Here is a 21,700-nt window from a genome sequence, read left to right on the forward strand (position 1 = left end):
CCCTTAAAAACAACCTATGAAAACCTTTTTCAAAGAAATTCTCCGTACCCTGACGTATCGGAGTGTATTCCTGTTGTCGCTGCCGATGCTGATGCTGGCTGCCCCGTCGTGCGAAAAGAGCGACGAACCCGACCCCACGGCACTCAAGGCCCCGGTGCTCACAGCCGGGGAGACGACCGACACCTCGCTCGAAGTGCGCTGGGAGGCGGTCGAACGGGCCGCGCACTACGAGTGGGAGTTCAACAGCACCAGCGGTGAGACGACCAACCACAGTTTCTTCGCCTCGGACCTTACCCCCTCGACATCCTATACGCTCCGCGTCAGAGCCTGCCCGGCGGCCGAAAACAAGAGCCTGCTGCCGTCGGAATGGAGCGAAATCACACTCACGACCGGCGAACGGAGGCTGGAGGATGTGCTCAGCATCAAGATTCTGCACATCAGCGACATCGGCGTGCAGGTCGAAAGTTCGTCGACGCAGACCGAGGAGACCTACTACCTGAGAATCAGCCCGGCCGACCAGGTCGACGGCCGCTCCGACGAGGAAATCCGCGCCGCCGACCGCGCCTTCTTCGAGGAGGAGGCCCGCACGCTCGGATTCACGCTGAGCGAATACCTCGACCTGCGGCTCGACAAGGGGACGACCGTCACCACCTCGGGGGCACTCTCCCCCAACTCGGCCTACTGCGTCTACGGGTACGGCATGCGCAACGACGGCACGGTGACCTCGAACCTGGTGCGCAAATCCTTCCGCACGCTGAGCAACGAGACGCCCCAGATAGCCATCACGCTCGGAACGATTGAAACCACCTCGGTCGAGGCGTCGTTCGCACCGCAGGACGGCGACATCGAATATGCCGCACTGCTGCGTCCGGCTGCCGCATACCTCGAGCTGGGCGACGAGGAGTGCCTCAAAAAGCTGGTCGAGGAGCTGGTCAAGGAGGGCATCGACGGCACATCGCTGCTGAAGGGCGACGCCACCCGCACCTTCGACATGCTGACGCCCGATACCGAATACCTGCTCTTCGCCTTCGGATACGACGCCGAGTCGCAACAGGCCTTCACCTCGCTCTCGCGCAAGGTCTTCAAGAGCGCCCGCGAGCTCTCGGAGCTCACCGTGGAAATCACCGTCGAGGACATCACCCCCGAGACGGCACAGGTTGCATTCATCCCTTCGGACAAGAACGCCACCTATTTCTATTCGGTCGAGCCGGCTCACCAATTCGAGGGGCTCACGGACGAGGAGTTCATCGCCCGGGCCGTAGCCAACGCCAAGGCGAGCGGACTGCTGAGCTTCTACCTCACCTCGGGCGACGAGGCCTACCGTCAGGACCTCTACCCCGACATGGACTACGTTGCCTTCGCCTTCGGATTCGAATACGGTTCGATGCAGGTTACCACGGGGCTCTTCCGAAACGAGTTCCGCTCGGGCCACCTCGACGTTCCCGAACTCGGAATCGACATCAAGGTCTCGAACCTCACCTCCGACACCGCCACCGTAACCTTCACCCCGACCAACGACGAGGCCTACTACTTCTCCTACGTGGCACCCTCGGCCGAATTCGCCGGACTCGACGACGACGCGATGATTGAGAAGGCCCTCTCGCTGCCGGGCTACGCATTGGCCTTTGTCGACTGCGGAACGCTGGACTTCGACGCGGAGCTCTCGCCCGGGACCGAATATACGGCCATAGCCTTCGGCTACGAGCACGACATGCCGACCACCAAGCCCTTTACGCTCACCTTCACCTCGCCCGAGTGGGAGGACCCGAGCCAGCTCTTCAAGATTTCGCACTCGAACCTCACCTCCGATTCGGCCGACATCCACGTCATCCCGGCCGACAAGCAGATGCGGTACTTCTCCGACCTGAAACTGTCGTCCGACTACGAAGGACTCACGGAGGAGGAAATCACCCGGAAGATGATTGACGAGGCGTGGTACATCTCGCTCTACATCCACTACGGCATTCTGGACGAACCCTTCTCGGGTCTTCAGGCCGACACGGAGTACACCTACTTCATCTTCGGATACGACAGCGATACGGGAACCCGCACCACCCCGGTAACCAGCTACCGGATTCGCACGGCAGCCCAATAACCCGGACCGAACAAAAACAAGGAAGCGCATCTCCCCAAAGGGAGGTGCGCTTCCTTGTTTCAACCGAGGGATGGCGCGGCTGAAGGGGTGGGTCACTTTATGGCCATGTGCCCGGCGCCGACACCGCGTGCCAGCACATACCCGTCGTCCGCCTTGCGGAGCGTCCCCTGCGCCACCATCTGGGCGACCGTGCGCGAGAGCGAGGGGCGCGCAACGCCGAGGATGAAGGCCACCTCCTGCAGATTCTGAATCACGCGGTTGCGCTGCAGGTAGCCCACCACGCGCGACGAGAGGCTCTGCAGGGCGAATTCGTGGATTTTCCGGCTCAGGAAGAGGCTGTGGTCCGACAGCACGGTCAGGAAGTTGCGCAGCACGACCTTGTCCTGCTCGATGAGTTCGAGCAGACACTCGCGGCTCATCACCCACAACTTGCAGTCCGAATTGGCGATAATCGTCACGGGAAAGATGCTCTCGGTGCCGAAGACAAAGGTCGAGGCCAGCACGTCGGGAGCCGTCAGGGCATCGAGCGTGAACTCCTTGCCCTCATCGTTGGTCATCCGGGCGTAGACGCTCCCTTCGCAGAGGAGAAAGACCGAGCGGCAGACGCTGTTCTGCAGGGCAATCAGGTCGCCCTTGGCGTAGGAGGCCAGACGGCCGGGCAGTTCGTGGAGAATACGCGTGACCACGGCCGGGTCGCTGCCGCGGAAAAGAGGCATATCGGAAATTTTTTGTTCCATATCAATATGGTTTACAACAACTTGACACCCTTCGTAACATTTGTTACGGATTTCGTCGTATCGTGGTCGTAGTTTTGCGGTCGAAATGGAATCGGAGGGCTCGCCGCAGCGGAGAAACCCGCTTCGGAAGAGGGTCCGGGAACAGAGGCAAAGATACGAAAAAGTACGACGCCGAAACGAACCCCGACCCGAAATTTTGCCCGACGCACCAAACAGCGCAACAAAAGGACAAATGAGCAAAAGAATAACCATCCTTCTGGCCGGCCTCGTGATGCTGGTCGCGTGCCAGAGCGAAGAGCCGCAGCCGGCACCGCGTCCGCAGCAGAGCGGCGGCGTGGTCTTCGAGCTGCAGTGTGAGGAGTATGCCGCGGCGGAGAGCCGTGCGGCATCGCTCCGCGCAACGGATTATGACCGCGTGGAGTTCGGCGTGGCGGACAGCGACGGCAACATCGTCGGGGAGCTCAAGGGCATCTACGACGCCGCCACTTCGCAGATGCGCATCGAAGGGCTCCGCGAGGGGGAGTACCAACTGCTGATTCTGGGCATCCGCGGCAACAGCGACCGGGACGGCGTACGCTTCCACCGCATGCGTCATATGGACGACCTCTGGCTGAGCTTCCCCGAGACGCTCGACCGCCCGCTTCAGGCCGAGTACTTCTACTCGCAGAGCCCCTTCAGCGTCATCTCGCGGACGACCGACGCGGGCCAGGTGCAGGAGGCCGTCGTCGAGCAGACGCCCGTACAGCGCCGCATCATCGGCCGCACGGACTTCTCGTTCACCTACAACAACCCCTACGTCGCCGCCGCGGTCCTTGAGAAACAGGCCGAGGTGGAGGCTCCCCGCTTCCGCACGCGGTTCTCGGGCGGCGGCGCCTTCTCGGGAGAGAGCGACGGGGCGGACATCGCACTGACGCTCGACGAGCAGCAGTCGTACCTCTTCCCCCCGACGGTCGACGGGGAGCCGCTGCGCGGTACCATCGAGCTCTTCACGCGGAACTATCTGGGCTACGAGGTGCGCCGCACCTTCGGCTTCGAACTCGAGCGGCTCGAGGCGAACCATATCGGCCCGATTCACACCGGGGTAATCCACCCCGACGACCCTTCGGGCACGATGTTCGTCTCGGAGCAGTACTACCGCACGAGCGACCACTCGCTCATCCTCCAGGACGACGAGCCCAAGAGCGTCTACGCCGACCCGGCCCAGCGCAAGTTCAACACTGCGGCACCGCTTCAGCTCTCGGTGGCCGATGACGGGCGCTTCCACGCCCGCTTCTACTCGCCCCGCCCGCTGAGCGACGTAACGGTCCGGGCGCTCATTCCGGGAGCCGGCAGCGAGTACCTCGACCTGGCCTATTTCGACCACATCCCCGCCTTTGCCGACTTCTACGGCGAGATGCCGCTCACGCAGCGCGCCTGCATCTTCCGCTCCGAGTCGGGACGGCTGATGCGCGTCGAGCGGATGACGCCCGAACAGCTGGCCGCCATCGAGTACCGCATCGTATCGAGCGACCCCTACTGGGCCAAGCTCCAGGGGATTATCCACGGCTGGAATATCAGCTTCGGACTCTACGGCGGCGACCCCGACCGTCCGGACGGAGGTCCCGACGGCAACTGGATGGGAATCCGCCCGGTGCACTGTCGTGAAGTGGTGGCCCTCTTCCTCAACTTCACCTACATGATTGACATGCCCGAGCACGAGGAGATTCTCCGCGCCAACGAGGACCGTCTCTACGGCAACGGCGGCGTCAACGACAAGGTGACGGCTGAAACCGTTCTGCGCCAAATGCGCCAGGCCCGGACGCTGAGTGTCGGTCTCGTATACCCGGGCAACGGCATCGTCGGACTGGGCGGCGGCACAGTCTTCGGAGCCTACCAGCAGGCGTGGCTGCAGCACTACTTCAACACCTACTCCTGCGAAATCATGTTCCACGAGCTGGGCCACGTGATGGGTTACAGCCACAGCAGCTCCTTCACCTACGGCCCGTGGGCCCAGGAGTTGATGAACCACTTCTACGTCAACCACATCGACCAGATGCCCATCGACTCGCCCTCGTACCTCAACAGTTCGCAGAACCCGAATCTATACTGATACGCACGATGAAAACGACCCTTATGAAATATGCCCTCCGGGGCCTTCTGCTCCCACTCCTGACGGGCTGCCACACGGGGCAGGAGCTCGCGACGCCCGACGGCGCCGCAGGCGGCGTGACGGTCCGCTTCGAGGCTGCCGCATCGACCTCCACACCGCTCGGCACCGCCCGCGTCACGGCCGACGACATGCAGTTGGGTACCGTCGTGGGCTTCCGCTTCGAGCAGGGGCGGCTTCGGGAAATCGCCGCAAGCGAGGCGACATTCACCGGCTCGAGCCGCACCTTCCACCTGCGGGCCCGCTCGGGGAGCATCTACTTCGTTGCCAACCCGCCGGCAAAAGTCTTCGAGGAGATGCAGCCCGACGTGACCACCCTCGAGGAGTTCCTCGCCGCCGAGGCGCCCACCGCGGCGATGACGGCCGACGGCCTCACGATGACCGGCTCGGCCGAACTTTCGGCTGCGGAGCGCACGCTCACCGTCGCTCTGACGCGGAGCGTGGCCCGGCTCGACCTCGCATCGACCGATGCCGGCGTGGAGGTCCACAGCGTCGTGCTCCGAGGCGCGGCCGACCAGGGCTACGTCAACGGCCGGAGCGATGTGACCACACCGCCGACGGCCTCGACGACGGAGTTCCGCCGCGAATACGGCGACACGCCGCTTGTCAACGGACGCGAGACGTTGCTCTATCTGGCCGAACAGAGCGAGGCGGCACTCACGGCCGAGGTGGTGGTCCGCTTCGGCGGAGGCTGGCACCGGATGGAGGCGGCACTGCCCGCTGAAATCCGCCGCAACACCACCTACACGCTGCAGGTGCGCGGCCAGGGGAGCGAACTCCGCGTGGAGATTGAGGCCGACGGCTGGCTGACGGGCGACAGCGTCGAGAGCCGTCCCGACCTGCGGGGGCTCATCGACCTCGAGGCCTCGGAGCTGCCCGACGGCGTCCGGGTCAACGAACTGCGCGACACGGTCCGCATCGCGCACGCCGAGAACCGCTTCCGGCTGGTGCTGCTGGCCGAGCCCGACTCGGAGCTCCGCATCGAGGGGCATATAGACGGCGTCACGGCAACGCCCGAAGAGCTGACCCGCGGCGTAGAACGCGTGGCGGCCGTCTCGGTCGAGAAGCGACTCTTCATGCCGGGCCAAGGCGAGGGATACCTCTGCCTCGACCTGCTGCGCGGCAACCTCCGCTCGGGACGCGTCGTCCTCATCTTCGAGGAGAACCCGATTCGGATGAGGGGGCAAATCACCTTCGACAGCGAGGGAGTCTGCGACTTCGACCGCTACATCGACGGCGAACTGGCCACCCTCTCGCTCCCCGAGGGGGCCGAGGCCCGGCTCGAGTTCGATGCCGACGAGGCGCTCTGGATGAAGCTCGAGCCCGCGCAGGATGAATACCGCCTGCTGGGGGGCTGGAAGCCCAACGACCCGAAGGCCGACGGCCGCGTGCAGGAGGCGCGCCTCATCGTCGACCTCAACGACGGCTCCCCCGAGGAGCGCTACACCATCCGCCGCCGCAACTGGGGCCTCCCGGTGGTCGAAATCGGCCGCAACTGGTGGTGCAAGTACAACCTGCGGGGCAACGTGAAGCGTTTCGAGGAGCAGGTCACGATTCAGGAGGACCCCGCCACCGAGGCCGAGCTGGCCGACTTCCTGGCCGCATGCGACAACGAGCAGCTGCTGGCACTCATGGGCGAGCAGTACCAGGGCGGCAACCCCGACGGGCTCCCGCTGCGCCACAACGGCGAGGCCTTCTACCACGAAGGGATGCAGGAGACGGCCGGCAACTTCGGAACGCTCGACCCCACCGCGATGGCGCCCGACGGATACCGGATTCCCGACCATGCGGATTACGGCTACTTCAGCGCCAACGACAACTTCAACCTCGGCGGCATCGGCGAGCGCCCCTTCTGGAACCGCACGCAGGACCGCGTCTGGGTGCGCATCATCGAGCGCGAGGCGGAGTTTCTCGGGGCAACCTACGGCACCGTCACCCTCTATGAGTTCACCGACGGCACCAACCACTGGGTGCTCTATGGACTGGGGCACCAGTGGAACACCACTCCGGGCAACATCGCCCGCATGAACCTGCTGATGGCCACCTGGGGCAACAGCGGAAAGACCTGGTCGATGGAGGGCTATGCCCAGAGCGACCGCCCCAACCAGAACTGGCTCAAGTATGTGAGTCAGAACGCCACCAAGACGCGCTCCATCCGCTGCATCAAGACCCCCGTGGAGTATATCTACGATTAGCGGCAGCCGAAGCGCCCGACCAAGAGAAACCGGAACGGAACCGGACAAATCCGAACCGAAACCTGGAATACAAAGCAGTACTAATCAATTCAAAAAAGGGGAACAAAGACCATGAACACGATTGCAAAAGCAACCACCGCAGCACTTCTCATCTCGAACCTGGCCCTGGTAGCCTGCGCCGAAAAGGAGCAGACTCCGGGCATGCCCGCCGCGGGCACCGTGCTCTCGCTCCGCATGGCCGACTACGAAGGCGCCGGACAGAGCCTTGCCGGCGAGAACGAAATCACCGACTTCAAGGCCTGCATCTTCGAAGAGGGCCGTATGACGCACATCTACGACAACATTCAGGCATCGGGCTCGGGATACGCGCTCCAGCTCGACAGCCACTCGGGCACGCTCTACGTCCTGGCCAACACGGGCAACCAGATTGACCTCCACGAGCTCCAGAGCCAGTCGCTCGACGAGCAGTCGTGGCTCAAGCAGACCATGGCGCTCGACCGCGAGGCCCCCGTTCACTTCTTCACGGGCAGCGTGAAGCTCGACGAGATGTCCTCTTCGCAGACGACGATTCCCGTTACGCTCAAGCGCGGTGTGGCTCGCTTCGACCTGCAGGTCAAGACGGCCGGCGTAGCCCGCATCAAGAGCATCACGATGAAGAATACCGCCGGAAAGGGTCTCCTCTTCACCTCCGACGCCGGCAGCCTCTCGCCTGAGGGTGTGGAGCGCGCCGAGAGCAGCGTGCGCTTCGACGAGCCGCTGACGGCAAACACCCAGGGTGTGATGTACCTCTACGAGCAGAGCAACGAGGGTCTCGAGGTGACCATCGAGGCTGAAATCGACGGCGTGGAGAAGAGCCTCTCGAAGGCCATCGACGGGGACATCCGCCGCAACACCGTCTACACGCTCACCGTGCGCAAGGATGTCATCGACGTCGAGGTCAGCCTCTCCTTCGACGAGTGGGAAGAGGGCGGCGACACGGAGCTCACCCCCGCCCGCCGGTAAGGCCACCCGACAAACACCCTTCAGGGCTCCCGGCTTCAGTCGGGAGCCTTTATCCCGAAACAGACCATTCACCCCAAAACGATGATTCTACGCAACACCTTCATACGCCTCATCCCGACACTTGCGCTTGTTGGCGGCACGCTCCACGCCTGCACGTCGCCCGACGACGGGACGACAGCACCCGGCGCCGGCGTTCGGAAGCTCCGCCCGCAGCTCGAGGCATTCGCCGACGGAGCTCAGACCGCACAGGGCGAAGAGTCGGTCGACCGGCTCGACGCCTACCTGTTCGAGCAGGGACGGCTGAGCGCACGCTTCGAGGGGCTGACGGCCGCAGGCGACGGCTTTGCCCTGCAGCTCGGGCAGCTCTCGGGCCGCCTCTATCTGGTGGCCAACGCCGGGGCGGAGGCCATCGGCACGCCCGAAGAGGGGCTCTCCGAGCAGGAATGGCTCGCGCGGAGCATCCTGTCGGGTGACGGAGCGCAGCCCCGCCACCTCACCGGTACCATCGAGCTGGGCAGCCTTCCCTCCGGCACGACCACGCTGCCCGTATCGCTCCGACGCGGCTATGCCCGCTTCGACCTGCGGATTCTGGTGGCGGGCGAGGCGGCCGTCGAGCGGCTGCTCTTCACCTCCGCCGCCCGGGAGGCCTACCTCTTCCCGAGGGAGCAGGTGGCAACCCCCGCTGGGGCGCCGACCGGCGAGGTGGAGGTTCGTCCCGACCGCCCCTTCACCGTCAGCACGCCCGCCGTCGCCCTGCTGCACGAGCAGGCGTCGCCCGAGCTGACCCTCCGCGTCGAGGCGCTCATCGACGGCAAGCCCTGCACCTTCGAGAAGAGCCTCCCGGCGGAAATCCGCCGCAATACGGTCTACACCGTAACGCTGCGCCGCGACATCGTCGACGCCGACGTTGAGCTGACCGTCGAGCCGTGGCGCGACGGCGGCTCGACGGAGCTGGAGCCCGACCTGGACGCTCTGCCGACGGTCGACCTCGAGCGTTCGGAGATTCCCGACGAGGTGACCGTTTCGGAGCAACGCACCGAGGTGACCTTCCCCTACTACCGGAGCGAGATGGTGCTCGCCGTCGACTGCAACGACGAACTGGAGCTGCTTCCGCTCGCGGGCTATCCGCTGACGGTCGAGCCTCTGGCCAACGACGGCGGCATCGAGGGGATGAACCGTTTCCGTATCCGCAAGGCGCTCTATGCCCCCGGCATGCCGGCCGACCGCGTCGAGCTGCGCTTCCACCGCAAGGGGCTCGGCAACGACTACCCCGAGGATTGCATCGTGCTCCACCTCGAGGCCAACCCGACCGCCATCGAGGGCCCGTTCGCCTTCTCGAGCCCCGGCTACTCGTACGACTTCGGCCGTTACGTGGACAACGAACTGGGGCGCTTCGCGCTGGCTCCGGGCAAGGAGCTCATCGCCGAGTTCGACGGTGACGAGGACCCCTGGGTACGCATCATTCCCGACACCGAAGAGCCGGCATTCACCCGCGTGGTGGCGGGCTGGCGCCCCAACGACCCCAAGGCCGACGGCCGCGAGCAGTCCGTGCGGCTGGTGATTCGCAACGCCGCGGACCACTCGCAGCGCGAGGAGTACACCGTCGTGCGCCGCAACTGGGGGCTGCCCGTCACGTGGTTCCACGGCGTATGGTGGTGCAAGTACAATTCACGGGGACGCTCACGCGAGTTCGCCGACCAGATTCTCCCCTCGACCGACCCCGCGGCGCTGGCCGGCAAGAGCCTCTTCAACTACCTGGCCACCTGCTCGCCCGAGGAGTATTACGAACTCTGGTGCTGGGCCTATCAGGGCGACAGCGGCATCGGGCAGCGCGTGGTCGACAAGGAGGGGGTGCTGGTCATGGACGGATTCACCAACACCAACACGGCCCACATCAACCGCCTGCCGGCCGATGCGCTCTCGCCCGACGGCTACGAGCTGCCCTCGCTCGAGGAGTTCAACCGGATGTTCGACGCCACGGACTACATCTGGATGATGTGGACCGGTTCGCACCAGCTGCGCAACCCCTGGGAGGGACACGCCACCGTACGGCGCACGCAGCAGCGGCGCAACGACCTCACGGTCGGCTCGGTCGCGGTCAAGGACCTGCTCTCGGTAGCGTTGACGAGCCCCGACTTCCCCGACCTCGAGGGGGTGACCTGGTACGGCCCCGGAGCACAGTGGAACGCCGACGGCATCAAGCACTCGGGCCACTACAACAACATGCTCTTCTCGGTCCATGCACCCGACGGCGGTGGATGGTACATCACCGGCGGCATGGGCAACCTCTACATGACGAAGAACGCCGCCGGCTACAACGACACGCGCCTGCTGCGCTTCAAGAAGTCGCCCGTCGAGTTCACCTACTGATGTCCCGCGGGGAGGAACCCGGCACCCGGAACTCGCCCGACACAGGCCGACATGCCGTCCCCGCCGCAAGTCAAAGCCCCGATGCATCCTGTGATGCATCGGGGCTTTTCGTCGCTGCACGGCCTGAACTTCATGCGGACCGCAAGCGGAGGGTCACTCCGACAGCGGCGTCGCCAGCTTCACGCGGACAAAGACCGGGAAGTGGTCCGACGGAGTTCGCGCCCTGTAGCGGTAGAAGGAGACCTCGCGCGGGAAGGCCCCCGACTTGAGCTCCTGGTCGCTCCCCTCGACGGGCGTGCGGTAGGTCGAAGTCAGCACCCCGTAGGAGCAGACCTCGACCGAGGGGGAGACGAAGATGTGGTCAATCCGGCTCGAGGTCATGGCCTCGGGGTCGAAGTTGTTGAAGGTGCCGTTGGGGGCGTAGCGTCGTTCGGCCGCCTCGTACGCATCGCGCAGCGCCTCGGAGCGGGCCAGCAGCGCATAGATTGCATCGGTCTGGTCGACGTTGAAGTCGCCCGTAAGGAAACAGCACTCGCCCGGCGCGCACATCGAGCGGATGCGTTCAAGGACCAGACGGCAGCTCTCGGCGCGCGCCCGGACGCCGACATGGTCCAGGTGGAGGTTGAAGAAGTGGAAGACAACGCCGCTCTGCCGGTCGCGGAACCTGCCCCACGTACAGATGCGGGGCAGCGCCGCATCCCACCCCACGCTCGGCCGCCCGGGACTCTCCGAGAGCCAGAAATGGCCTTCATCGAGCAGTTCGAAGCGCTCGCGGAGGTAGAAAATCGGGGCATACTCCCCCTGCGTCGCCCCGTCGTCGCGGCCGACGCCAATATAGGCATAGTCGGGCAGCCGGTCGAGCATGTCGTGCAACTGGTCGTCGAGCACCTCCTGTGCGCCGAAGATGTCGAAGCCCTGTGACTCGACAATGCCGCACACGTGCGGAAGGCGCCGCTCCCAGCCGTTTCCGGCCGCAGCATCCCCCTCGTTGCGGTAACGTACGTTGAACGTGGCGACGGTCATCTGCTGGGCCGTCGCTCCCAGCGTGCCACCCAGAAGCAGCACCCACAGCAGCAGGCGTTTCATCATCGTTTCGATTTTTGTATCGGGTTCATTTCGTAGAGCAAAGGTAACAAAATCCTGCCGTTTGAACCAATCCGACGACGCTTTGGAACGAATCCGTTCCACTTTTTCCGACGAGGCTCGGCCGTTTCGCAAATTTTTTGTATCTTCGTTGCGCCTTAAGGCGCGTAAGCGAGCCCTTCGCCCCTCTTCCGCGTCCGATACCGCACGGCGGCCACCCGCCCCGCGCGACGCCGGAGCGGGCATTTGTGCGACGAGCGCCCGCCGACCCCGAAACCGACTACAAAAACCGGAACAGCATGTACAGATACGACAGCCGGGTGGTCATCACCCTCGACGCAGGCGGCACGAACTTCGTCTTCGGCGCCATGCAGGCCAACAAATTCATCGTCGACCCCATCACGATGCCGTCGAACGCCCAGGACCTCGACAAATGCCTCGCCACGATGGTCGAGGGCTTCCGTCAGGTCATCTCCAAGCTGGAGACCAAGCCCGTGGCCATCAGCTTCGCCTTCCCCGGCCCGGCCGACTACCGCAACGGGGTTATCGGCGGCTACCTGCCCAACTTCCCGTCGTTCCGCGACGGCGTGGCGCTGGGCCCCTTCCTCGAATACACCTTCGGCATCCCCGTCTTCATCAACAACGACGGCGACCTGTTCGCCTACGGCGAGGCGCTCGGAGGCGCGCTGCCTGAGGTCAACGCCAAACTGGAGGCGCTCGGCAGCTCGAAGCGCTACCACAACCTCATCGGCTACACCTTCGGCACGGGCTTCGGCATCGGCATCGTCACCAACGACAACCAGCTCCATACGGGCGACAACTCCTGCGTGGAGACCTTCTGTCTGCGCCACAAGAAGATGCCCAACATCATCGTCGAGGACGGCGTGGCCGTGCGTGCCATCAAGCGCGTCTACGGCGAGGCTTCGGGCGACGTGAACCACCACTTCGAGCCGAAGGACATCTGCGAAATCGCCGACGGGACGCGTCCGGGCAATGTCGAGGCGGCCAAGAAGGCCTTCGCAGAGCTGGGCGAGGTTGCCGGCGACGCCATGGCTACGGCCGTGACGCTCATCGACGGACTCATCGTCATCGGCGGCGGCATCACCGCAGCGCGCAAGTACATCATGCCGAGCCTTCTGAAGGAGCTGCGCGGCAAAATCGGAACCCTCTCGGGCGAGACGCTCAACCGCGTCCAGATGGAGGTCTTCGACCTGGACAACGAGGAGGAGTTCAAGGCCTTTGCCAAGGGCAACCAGCGTCCGCTGAAGGTCTACGGCACGGACCGCTACGTGGCCTACGACCCGATGAAGCGCATCGGCGTGATGATTTCGAAGCTGGGTGCAAGCAAGGCCATCTCGGTGGGCGCCTATGCCTATGCGCTCCATCAGCTGGACACCAACAACGAACAATAACAGAACAACCCAATAGGAGAAAACCATGTATCCGTTCAAATTCAGACCCATTCTCAAGACCGTACTCTGGGGCGGTGAGAAGATAATTCCCTACAAGCAGATTGAATCCGACCAGAAGCAGGTCGGCGAGAGCTGGGAGCTCTCGGGCGTGAAGGGCAACGAATCGGTCGTTGCCAACGGCGAGCTGGCCGGCACGACCCTGCCCGAACTGCTGGCCCGCGAAAAGGAGCGTCTGCTGGGCAAGGCCAACTACGAACGCTTCGGCAACGAGTTCCCGCTGCTCATCAAGTTCATCGACGCCCGTCAGGACCTCTCGATTCAGGTGCACCCCAACGACCAGCTGGCCTGGGAGCGCCACCACTCAAAGGGCAAGACCGAGATGTGGTATGTCGTGGATGCCGACAAGGGGGCGCACCTCCGCTCGGGCTTCGCCAAGCAGGTGACCCCGGCCGAGTATGAGGCCAGCGTCGCCGACAACACCATCACCGACATCCTGAAGGACTACGAGGTGCACCCGGGCGACCTCTTTTTCCTGCCCGCAGGCCGCGTGCACAGCATCGGCGCCGGTTCGTTCATCGCCGAAATCCAGCAGACGTCGGACATCACCTACCGCATCTACGACTTCAACCGCAAGGGCGCCGACGGCAAGCCCCGCGAGCTGCATACCGAGCTGGCCAAGGGTGCCATCGACTACACCGTGCTGCCCGACTACCGCACCCACTACAAGGCCGAGAAAAACGAGCTCACGGAGCTGATTTCCTGCCCCTACTTCACCACCTCGCTCTGCGAGCTGGACGAGGAGAAGACCTTCGATTTTGCATCGCTCGATTCGTTCGTGGTCTTCATCTGCGTCGAGGGCCGGGGCATGGTCGAGGACAACGAGGGCCACAAGCTGGAGGTGCACCAGGGCGAAACGCTGCTGCTGCCCGCCACGACCCGCTCGCTGCGCGTCAAGCCGGAAGGGAAACTCAAGTTCCTGACCAGCTGGATTGCATAAAAGCAGGACGCATTTTTGGTAAAGTGTCGGAAAAAGGCTATCTTTAGAGTCCAAAGGGGATTGAACGATGAAAGATAGTCTTGCCACCGGCCTTCACACGATTCGTCGCACGAAGGGCATCCGCACCGCGGAGCAATCCGTTCCCGGGGCATCGGGCAGCGGCCCGATGCGGAGATGCGCGGCCGACGACGACAGGATTGCAACCCCTCCTTCCGGAGCGACCGGAACCGCAGAGCGTTACAATCAGCTCGACCTTCCCTGAACGGGGAAGGCTCCGGGCTGATTTTTCGCAAATATGTCCGCAACAAGGAGATACGGGAGGAGTGCCCGTACGAAGCGGCGAACGACAATCCGGATTGGTGCGGGCTCGTGAGGGCCGCGCCGGAACCAGAACCAAACAGAGTAAGAGCGCATGGAAGAAAGACTTGCAGCAATCGCGTCGCGATTTGCACTGGACGGTGAAATCCTCGACATCACCCCCGTGGGCGAGGGCTTCATCAACGACACCTACCGCATCCGCACCGGAAGCGGTACGCCCGATTACATCCTCCAGCGCAAGAACGGCAACATCTTCAAGGATGTTCCGGCCATGATGGAAAACATCCGCAAGGTGACCGACCACATCCGCCGCAAGGTGCTTGCCGCGGGCGGCGACCCCGACCGCGAAGTGCTGCGCGTCATTCCCACCCGCAGCGGCAGCCTCTCGCACCGCGACGAGGCGGGCGAGCACTGGGCCGCAACGCTCTTCATCGACGACACGGTCACCTACGACCGCGCAGACTCGCCCGAGCTGGCCCGCAAGGGCGGCATCGGCATCGGGCACTTCCAGTCGCAGCTGGCCGACTTCGACGAGCCGCTGGCCGAGACCATTCCCGGCTTCCACAACATCCGCCACCGCTTCGCGCAGTGGGACCGGACGCTCGCGCGCGACGCCGCGGGCCGCTGCCGCAGCGCAGCCGAGGAGATTGGATGGATTGAATCGCGGCGCGAGGAGATGCTCGCCTTCTGGCGGCTGGTCGAGGAGGGGGTCATACCCCGCCACGTGACGCACAACGACACGAAAATCAGCAACATTCTCTTCGACCGAGCGGGCAACGTGCTCTGTGTCATCGACCTCGACACGGTGATGAACTCCACGTCGCTCAACGACTTCGGCGACGCCATCCGCACCTACACCAACACGGGGGCCGAGGATGACCGCGACCTGCGGCGCGTCGGAATGTCGATGGAGCTCTTCACGGCCTACACGGAGGGCTATCTCTCGCAGCACGCCCGCGAACTTTCTCCGTCCGAAAGAGAATATCTGGCCTTCTCGGCACGTTATATTACCTACGAGCAGGTGCTCCGCTTCCTGATGGACTACCTCGACGGCGACACCTACTACAAGACCCGCAGCGCCGACCACAACCTGGTGCGCACCCGCGCCCAGTACCGGCTGCTCCAAAGCATGGAGGAGCAATACGACGCCATGTGCGACGTGGTGCGCAGGCTGGCCGACCGATACGCAACAACGAAACATTGAACATGACCATGAAGATAAGACACCTCAAACCGTTCGACACGACCGACCTCCGGGCCATGGAGGAGGCCTTCGCCGCCATCGAGCCGCAGCCGATAGCCTGCTGCAACTGGCCCGACACCTACCCCTACCGGCCGCAGGTCTCGTTCCGCATCTTCCATACGGGCGAAACGCTGTGGCTCCGCTTCGACGTGGAGGAGCGCTACACCAAGGGCGAAGTGACCGAGGACAACGGCCGCGTATGGACCGACTCCTGCGTGGAGTTCTTCATCGCGCTCGACGATACGGGCTACTACAACTTCGAGACGACCTGCACGGGACGCCTGCTGCTCGCCTTCCGCAAGGAGCGCGAGCATCCGACCCATGCCACACCGGAGCTGCTCGCCCGCGTCGGCCGCTACCCTTCGCTCGGGCGCGAGCCCTTTGCCGAGCGCGTGGGCGACAACCGCTGGTCGACCGTGCTGGCCATCCCGGCCGACGTCCTCTTCCGCCACCAGCTGAAGCGGTGGAACGGCGTGCGGGCCACGGCCAACCTCTACAAGTGCGGCGACGAGCTCTCCCACCCGCACTTCCTCTCGTGGCAGCCGATTGAGAACCCCAAACCGGACTTCCACCTGCCCCGCTTCTTCGCCGAGGTGGAGTTCGAGCAATAGAACGACAACAAAAGTTACTGCATAAATAGTCACAACCATGAACAACAGCAAGTATTCACTTCCGAAGGACGGCGGACTCATCGAAAGCTCCGCCCCCCGCGACATCATCCATCGCTACGAGAAGATTCGCACCTCGGTCTACGAGAACGAATATCTGGGTGTAAAGTATGTCGCCGACGTCATCGTGAAGATGATTCGCAACTACAACGAGAGCCACTGCTCGAACGAGGTCTACGACGAGAATGCACCCTTCGTGCTGGGTCTGACCACCGGCCGCACGCCGCTGGGCCTCTACCACGAGCTGGTAAAGCGCTACGAGGAGGGCGAGGTCAGCTTCCGCAACGTGGCCGTCTACAGCCTCGACGAGTTCTACCCCATCAAGTCGAGCGAGCAGCAGAGCCGCAACTACCGCATCCATGAGGATTTCCTCAACCACATCGACATCCTGCCCGAGAACATCCACATTCCCGACGGCACGATTCCCGAGGACAAGGTTTCGGAGTACTGCGCTTCGTACGACAGCGCCGCCAGCCACATCGACCTGATGATTATCGGCGTGGGCGAGAACGGCCAGATTGGCTTCAACGAGCCGGGCTCCTACGCCAAGTCGCGCACGCGTCTGGTACAGCTCAACTACGACACGCGCAAGACGCAGTCGGGTGCCTTCTTCGGACTGGAGAACACCCCGAAGATGGCCATCACGATGGGTATCGGCACCATCATGCACGCCGAGAAGATTATCCTCATGGCCTGGGGCGAGGACAAGGCCGATGTCATCCAGAAGGTTGTCGAAGGGGACATCAACCCGATGCTGCCCGCCTCGAACCTGCAGGCACACCCCAACATCGAGGTAGTCATCGACGAGAATGCGGCCCACCAGCTCACCCGCGAGCAGACCCCCTGGAAGGTGGGTCCCTGCAACTGGACGCCGAAGTTCGTCCGCAAGGCCGTCGTATGGCTCTGCGGCGAGGTGAAGAAGCCGATTCTGAAGCTCACCTACAAGGACTACATCGAGAACTCGCTGGGCGAGCTGCTCGAACAGGGCCGCACCTACGACCAAATCAACATCGACGTATTCAACGACCTGCAGCACACCATCACGGGATGGCCCGGCGGCAAACCCAACGCCGACGACTCGACGCGCCCCGTCTCGTCGAAGCCCTTCCCCAAGCGCGTGGTCATCTTCTCGCCCCACCCCGACGACGACGTAATCTCGATGGGCGGTACCTTCATCCGGCTCGTACAGCAGGGTCATGACGTACACGTAGCCTACGAGACGTCGGGCAACGTGGCCGTACACGACGACGTGGTGGTCCAGAACATCGACACCTCGCGCGAGCTGGGCTATGCCGACCACCTCGAGGAGGTGAAGCGCATCATCGCCGGCAAGAAGAAGGGCGAGCCCGAGCCGCGCGCACTGCTCGACCTCAAGGGTTCGATTCGCCGCGCCGAGGCACGCGCCGCCGTACGTTCGTTCGGTCTGAACCCCGACACCAACGCCCACTTCCTCAACCTGCCCTTCTACGAGACGGGCGGCATCAAGAAGGGACAGCTCACCGAGAAGGACATCAACATCATCGTCAACCTGCTGCGTGAAATCAAGCCTCATCAGATTTACGCCGCCGGTGACCTGGCCGACCCCCACGGAACGCACCGCACCTGCATGGAGGCGGTTCTGGGCGCGCTGGAGATTGTCAAGGACGACGATTGGCTCAAAGATTGCCATCTGTGGCTCTATCGGGGCGCCTGGATGGAGTGGGACCTCGGCATGGTGGACATGGCCGTGCCTCTGTCGCCCGACGAGCTCATCAAGAAGCGTCATGCCATCTACCGTCACCTTTCGCAGAAGGACATCGTTCCCTTCCCGGGCAGCGATACCCGCGAATTCTGGCAGCGGGCCGAGGAGCGTACGCAGCACACGGCACGTCTCTACGACCAGCTGGGCATGGCCGAGTATCAGGCCATCGAGGTCTTCGTCAAGATGTTCTGAGCGCCGCCGAAGCGAACGTAAAAAACAATTAATAACCGGGCGGAAGGGCCTTCCGCCGGAGTGCAACCCCTCAGCGTCGGACCCCGTCGGGGTGCCGTGCGGCATCCCGACGGGCAAGATGCGAAGGAGGACACCGGCAGAAAGGCCATACCGCCACAAACAGGAAACACCATGCGAGTAATTATCGAAAACACCCCGCAGCAGGTAGCGCAGTGGACGGCTCGCTACATCGTCGAGCAGATTCGGCTCAAGAGCAAGCTCACCTCGTCACCCTTCGTACTGGGCCTTCCGACCGGCTCGACGCCGCTGGAGACCTACAAGGAGCTCATCCGCCTCTACAAGGCGGGCGAGGTGTCGTTCAAGAACGTCATCACCTTCAACATGGACGAATATGTGGGTCTTCCCGAGGAGCATCCCGAGAGCTACCACTCGTTCATGTGGAACAACTTCTTCCGCCACATCGACATCATTCCCGAGAATGTCAACATCCTCAACGGCAACGCTGAGGACCTGGTCAAGGAGTGCGCCGACTATGAGGCACGCATCGAGGAGGCCGGCGGCATCGACCTCTTCATGGGCGGCGTGGGCGAAGACGGCCACCTGGCCTTCAACGAGCCCTTCTCGTCGCTCCAGTCGCGCACGCGCATCAAGACGCTGACCACCGATACGATTCAGGTCAACGCCCGCTTCTTCGGCGGCGATACGCGTCTGGTTCCGAAGACGGCGCTGACGGTGGGCGTAGCGACGGTGCTCTCGGCCAAGAAGGTCGTCATCCTCGCCACGGGCCACAAGAAGGCCCGCGCCGTACGCCACGGTGTCGAGGGCGGCTACAACCACCAGTGGACCATCTCGGCGCTGCAGGTACACCCCAGCGGCATCATCGTCTGCGACGATGCGGCCGCCGAGGAGCTCCGCGTCTCGACCTACCGCTACTTCAAGGACATCGAGAAGGATACGCTGATTTAAGGCGAGCGGATACGCCCCGGAGGTACACCTTCACAGATGCGAGGCGGCTGCCGATGGCAGCCGCCTCGCTGCGTTCAAGTTCAAATAGCAAAGGCACTTCTCTTCGCAGAAAGAAAGGGGCCTTTGCCATATCCTGCGGAATACGCACGTTCAAGTGGATGCGGCGGCACGGCCTGCGCAGGAAGATGAGAGCCGCACCAGAGCGGACAAAAAACGCCCGGCAAAGCACCCTCCGCACGGACACAAAAAAAGACTCCCGCCGCATCCGACGCGGCAGGAGTCTATTCAGGACCGTCGAGATACCGCCACAGGGCGGCATCGCACGGCTACTTCTCGTAGGCAAGGTTGTCGATGGCGAAGTAGTAGGGGCACATCGTATCCTCGCTCTCGACCGTGAAGGTCATGCTCGTAACCGTTCCCAGCGACGAGAGGTCGAGGGTCTCCCAGCCCGACTGCACCGTACCCGATGCCTTGTCGGCCATCACGAACTTCACCTCACCGCTCTTCGTCTCACCGTTGTAACCCGTGATGACACCCTTCACGTCGGCAACCGACGTCGCCTCCTTCGTATAATAGAGGTAGAAATAGGCGGTGTTGGCTACGGCAATCGATTTGGGGCGGACGGCCGTTGCAAAGCGCACGAGCGGAATGCCGTAGGGGGCGCCGGTCCATGCACCGTAGTAGGCAACGGCAAACTGCGACGAACCGTCGGCTCCACTGGTGGCATAGACGCTCTTGTCGTTGACATAGCCCGGCGTGGTCATGTCGGTGTGGTTCGAGATGACGAATCCGTTCCACGTATCGGTGTTCCAATCCAGTCCGGCATAGTCCGTGTAGAAGGTGAAGATGGAGGCATCGTCCTCGGTGTAGAGCGCGTCGTAGAAGAAGAGCGAACCGGCACCGAACGTCTCGCTCTCGGCGTCGTCATCGGTCAGCAGACGGGCCTGGGGCTTGCCCCAGATGTAACCCTCCGCGCCGAGGTTGGCACCTTCGAAATCAATCACGGTCGTCTTCGCTCCGGGGACCTCTTCGTCGTTCGAATCGGAGCATCCGGCAAAGGCCAGAGCGGCAAAAGCCAAATAGAAAAGTTTTTTCATCATTGTTTGTTATTTTGGTTGAACATATGCTCGGCAAACCGCACGCGAAGCGCAGGCTCCGCCCCTCCGCACTCGGAGAACGAACCTTTTTCCGACCGCACCCGGGACCGCCGGCCTATCCGACATCGAACGATGAAACGACCTGATGTCCGACACCTCCGTTCGCCGCAGAACGTGTCCGAAAAAGAGTCCTCTTCCGAAGGATGCAAGGCAGGTCTTCTGGCTTGTTCCGAACGCAATGCCTTCCCGGTCCCAAGGACCAGTGGCAAAGAGTATTGCGCCCATTGAGGAACTTACAGCAGCGGGAACTGCTGCCGAATTTCACGGCATTCCCATTTAATCACGCGGAGTGGTTGTGAACTCTTTGTGAACCATTGCGGTGCAAATTTAGAAAATAAATTCGTATCTTTGCCCACGCAAACAAAAATTATTTGGAAATCATGAAACACGCATACGTATTTCCGGGTCAGGGTGCTCAGGCCGTAGGCATGGGCAAGGACCTCTACGAACACGTACCCGAGGCGAAGGCCCTCTTCGAGCAGGCCAACGAGATTCTCGGCTTCCGCATCACCGACATCATGTTCGCCGGTACGGACGAGGAGCTCAAGCAGACCAAAGTGACGCAGCCCGCCGTATTCCTCCACTCGGTCATCATGGCCAAGGCGCTGGGCGTAAAGCCCGATGCCGTTGCCGGCCACTCGCTGGGCGAGTTCTCGGCACTGGTAGTTGCCGGAGCCCTCTCGTTTGAGGATGGTCTGAAGCTGGTTTCGAAACGTGCCATGGCCATGCAGGCCGCCTGCGAGGCGCAGCCCGGTACGATGGCCGCCATCCTCGGTCTGGAGGATAAGGTTGTCGAGGATATCTGCTCGTCGATTGACGGCGTGGTCGTTGCAGCCAACTACAACTGCCCGGGCCAGCTGGTTATCTCGGGTGCCGTCGAGGCCGTCGAGGCTGCCTGCGAGAAGGCCAAGGAGGCCGGTGCACGCCGTGCGCTGCGTCTGCCCGTGGGCGGTGCGTTCCACTCGCCGCTGATGGAGCCCGCCAAGCAGGAGCTGCAGAAGGCCATCGAGGAGGCTCCCTTCCAGACGCCGAGCTGCCCCATCTACCAGAATGTCGATGCGAAGCCCTATACGGACCCCGCCCGCATCAAGGCCAACCTGATTGCCCAGCTGACGGCCCCCGTACGCTGGACCTACATCGTCAAGAACATGCTCGCCGACGGCGTGACGGAGTTCACCGAACTCGGCCCCGGCACGGTGCTCCAGGGCCTCATCAAGAAGGTCGACAAGGAGGCTGTTGTCGAATCGAAATCGACGCTGTAGTACCACTGCACGGCACAGGAGGAAGGGGTTGTTTTTCAGTCCCTTCCTCTTTTTTTGTGCCGTTTGGAACGAAATATATTAAATTTTATTAAAATATATTGGCGTTTTTAATAATT

Annotated in this window: 15 protein-coding genes and 1 riboswitch; of the genes, 12 read left to right on the forward strand and 3 right to left on the reverse strand. The window is 62.9% G+C overall.

Annotated elements, in window-relative coordinates:
* Window positions 1–16: 16 nt before the first annotated feature.
* Window positions 17–2,095 (forward strand): fibronectin type III domain-containing protein, encoded by a 2,079-nt coding sequence (locus B5F90_RS02110; protein WP_143256079.1) that lies wholly within the window; start codon window positions 17–19, stop codon window positions 2,093–2,095.
* Between the two features lie 92 nt (window positions 2,096–2,187).
* Here B5F90_RS02110 and B5F90_RS02115 read toward each other — a convergent pair whose 3' ends face one another.
* Window positions 2,188–2,811 (reverse strand): Crp/Fnr family transcriptional regulator, encoded by a 624-nt coding sequence (locus tag B5F90_RS02115; protein WP_162607738.1) that lies wholly within the window; start codon window positions 2,809–2,811, stop codon window positions 2,188–2,190.
* Window positions 2,812–3,064: 253 nt separating this feature from the next.
* Between B5F90_RS02115 and B5F90_RS02120 the strand changes: the two genes are divergently transcribed.
* The 4 genes from B5F90_RS02120 to B5F90_RS02135 all read left to right on the forward strand — a co-directional run bounded on the left by B5F90_RS02120 (window position 3,065) and on the right by B5F90_RS02135 (window position 10,545).
* Window positions 3,065–4,921 (forward strand): hypothetical protein, encoded by a 1,857-nt coding sequence (locus B5F90_RS02120; RefSeq protein ID WP_087360712.1) that lies wholly within the window; start codon window positions 3,065–3,067, stop codon window positions 4,919–4,921.
* A gap of 23 nt (window positions 4,922–4,944) precedes the next feature.
* Window positions 4,945–7,173 carry a hypothetical protein gene (locus tag B5F90_RS02125; RefSeq protein ID WP_087360714.1) on the forward strand — a complete coding sequence of 743 codons (2,229 nt, stop codon included), beginning with the start codon at window positions 4,945–4,947 and terminating at the stop codon, window positions 7,171–7,173.
* Window positions 7,174–7,284: 111 nt separating this feature from the next.
* Window positions 7,285–8,175, forward strand: a complete 891-nt coding sequence (locus B5F90_RS02130) for a DUF4906 domain-containing protein (RefSeq protein WP_087360716.1) — start codon at window positions 7,285–7,287, stop codon at window positions 8,173–8,175.
* 81 nt (window positions 8,176–8,256) lie between these two features.
* Complete coding sequence (locus B5F90_RS02135) at window positions 8,257–10,545, forward strand: hypothetical protein (RefSeq protein WP_087360718.1); 2,289 nt, start codon at window positions 8,257–8,259, stop codon at window positions 10,543–10,545.
* A gap of 153 nt (window positions 10,546–10,698) precedes the next feature.
* Here B5F90_RS02135 and B5F90_RS02140 read toward each other — a convergent pair whose 3' ends face one another.
* The gene (locus B5F90_RS02140; RefSeq protein WP_087361261.1) at window positions 10,699–11,631 is read right to left on the reverse strand and encodes an endonuclease/exonuclease/phosphatase family protein; all 933 of its coding nucleotides are present in this window, start codon (window positions 11,629–11,631) and stop codon (window positions 10,699–10,701) included.
* Between the two features lie 296 nt (window positions 11,632–11,927).
* Between B5F90_RS02140 and B5F90_RS02145 the strand changes: the two genes are divergently transcribed.
* From B5F90_RS02145 to nagB, 6 genes are all read left to right on the forward strand, one after another.
* Entirely contained in the window at window positions 11,928–13,040 is a 1,113-nt protein-coding gene (locus tag B5F90_RS02145; RefSeq protein ID WP_087360720.1) for an ROK family protein, read from the forward strand.
* A gap of 25 nt (window positions 13,041–13,065) precedes the next feature.
* Window positions 13,066–14,037, forward strand: coding sequence for a type I phosphomannose isomerase catalytic subunit (locus B5F90_RS02150; protein WP_087360722.1), 972 nt, complete (start codon window positions 13,066–13,068; stop codon window positions 14,035–14,037).
* Between the two features lie 412 nt (window positions 14,038–14,449).
* Window positions 14,450–15,559: an aminoglycoside phosphotransferase family protein gene (locus B5F90_RS02155; RefSeq protein ID WP_087360724.1), complete on the forward strand. Its 1,110-nt coding sequence runs from the start codon at window positions 14,450–14,452 to the stop codon at window positions 15,557–15,559.
* An 8-nt stretch (window positions 15,560–15,567) separates the two neighbouring features.
* Window positions 15,568–16,209 (forward strand): carbohydrate-binding family 9-like protein, encoded by a 642-nt coding sequence (locus B5F90_RS02160; RefSeq protein ID WP_343213189.1) that lies wholly within the window; start codon window positions 15,568–15,570, stop codon window positions 16,207–16,209.
* 37 nt (window positions 16,210–16,246) lie between these two features.
* On the forward strand, window positions 16,247–18,199 hold the full coding sequence (locus tag B5F90_RS02165; RefSeq protein WP_087360728.1) for a PIG-L family deacetylase: 1,953 nt from the start codon (window positions 16,247–16,249) through the stop codon (window positions 18,197–18,199).
* A gap of 171 nt (window positions 18,200–18,370) precedes the next feature.
* On the forward strand, window positions 18,371–19,165 hold the full coding sequence (nagB, locus tag B5F90_RS02170) for a glucosamine-6-phosphate deaminase (RefSeq protein ID WP_087360730.1): 795 nt from the start codon (window positions 18,371–18,373) through the stop codon (window positions 19,163–19,165).
* 326 nt (window positions 19,166–19,491) lie between these two features.
* Here nagB and B5F90_RS02175 read toward each other — a convergent pair whose 3' ends face one another.
* On the reverse strand, window positions 19,492–20,265 hold the full coding sequence (locus B5F90_RS02175) for a DUF4465 domain-containing protein (protein WP_234025656.1): 774 nt from the start codon (window positions 20,263–20,265) through the stop codon (window positions 19,492–19,494).
* 188 nt (window positions 20,266–20,453) lie between these two features.
* Window positions 20,454–20,653, reverse strand: a riboswitch (cobalamin riboswitch).
* Window positions 20,654–20,702: 49 nt separating this feature from the next.
* Between B5F90_RS02175 and fabD the strand changes: the two genes are divergently transcribed.
* Window positions 20,703–21,584, forward strand: coding sequence for an ACP S-malonyltransferase (fabD, locus tag B5F90_RS02180; protein ID WP_087361265.1), 882 nt, complete (start codon window positions 20,703–20,705; stop codon window positions 21,582–21,584).
* Window positions 21,585–21,700: the final 116 nt, after the last annotated feature.

The organism is Alistipes sp. An31A, from assembly GCF_002159425.1.
Taxonomy (GTDB): Bacteria; Bacteroidota; Bacteroidia; order Bacteroidales; family Rikenellaceae; genus Alistipes; species Alistipes excrementigallinarum.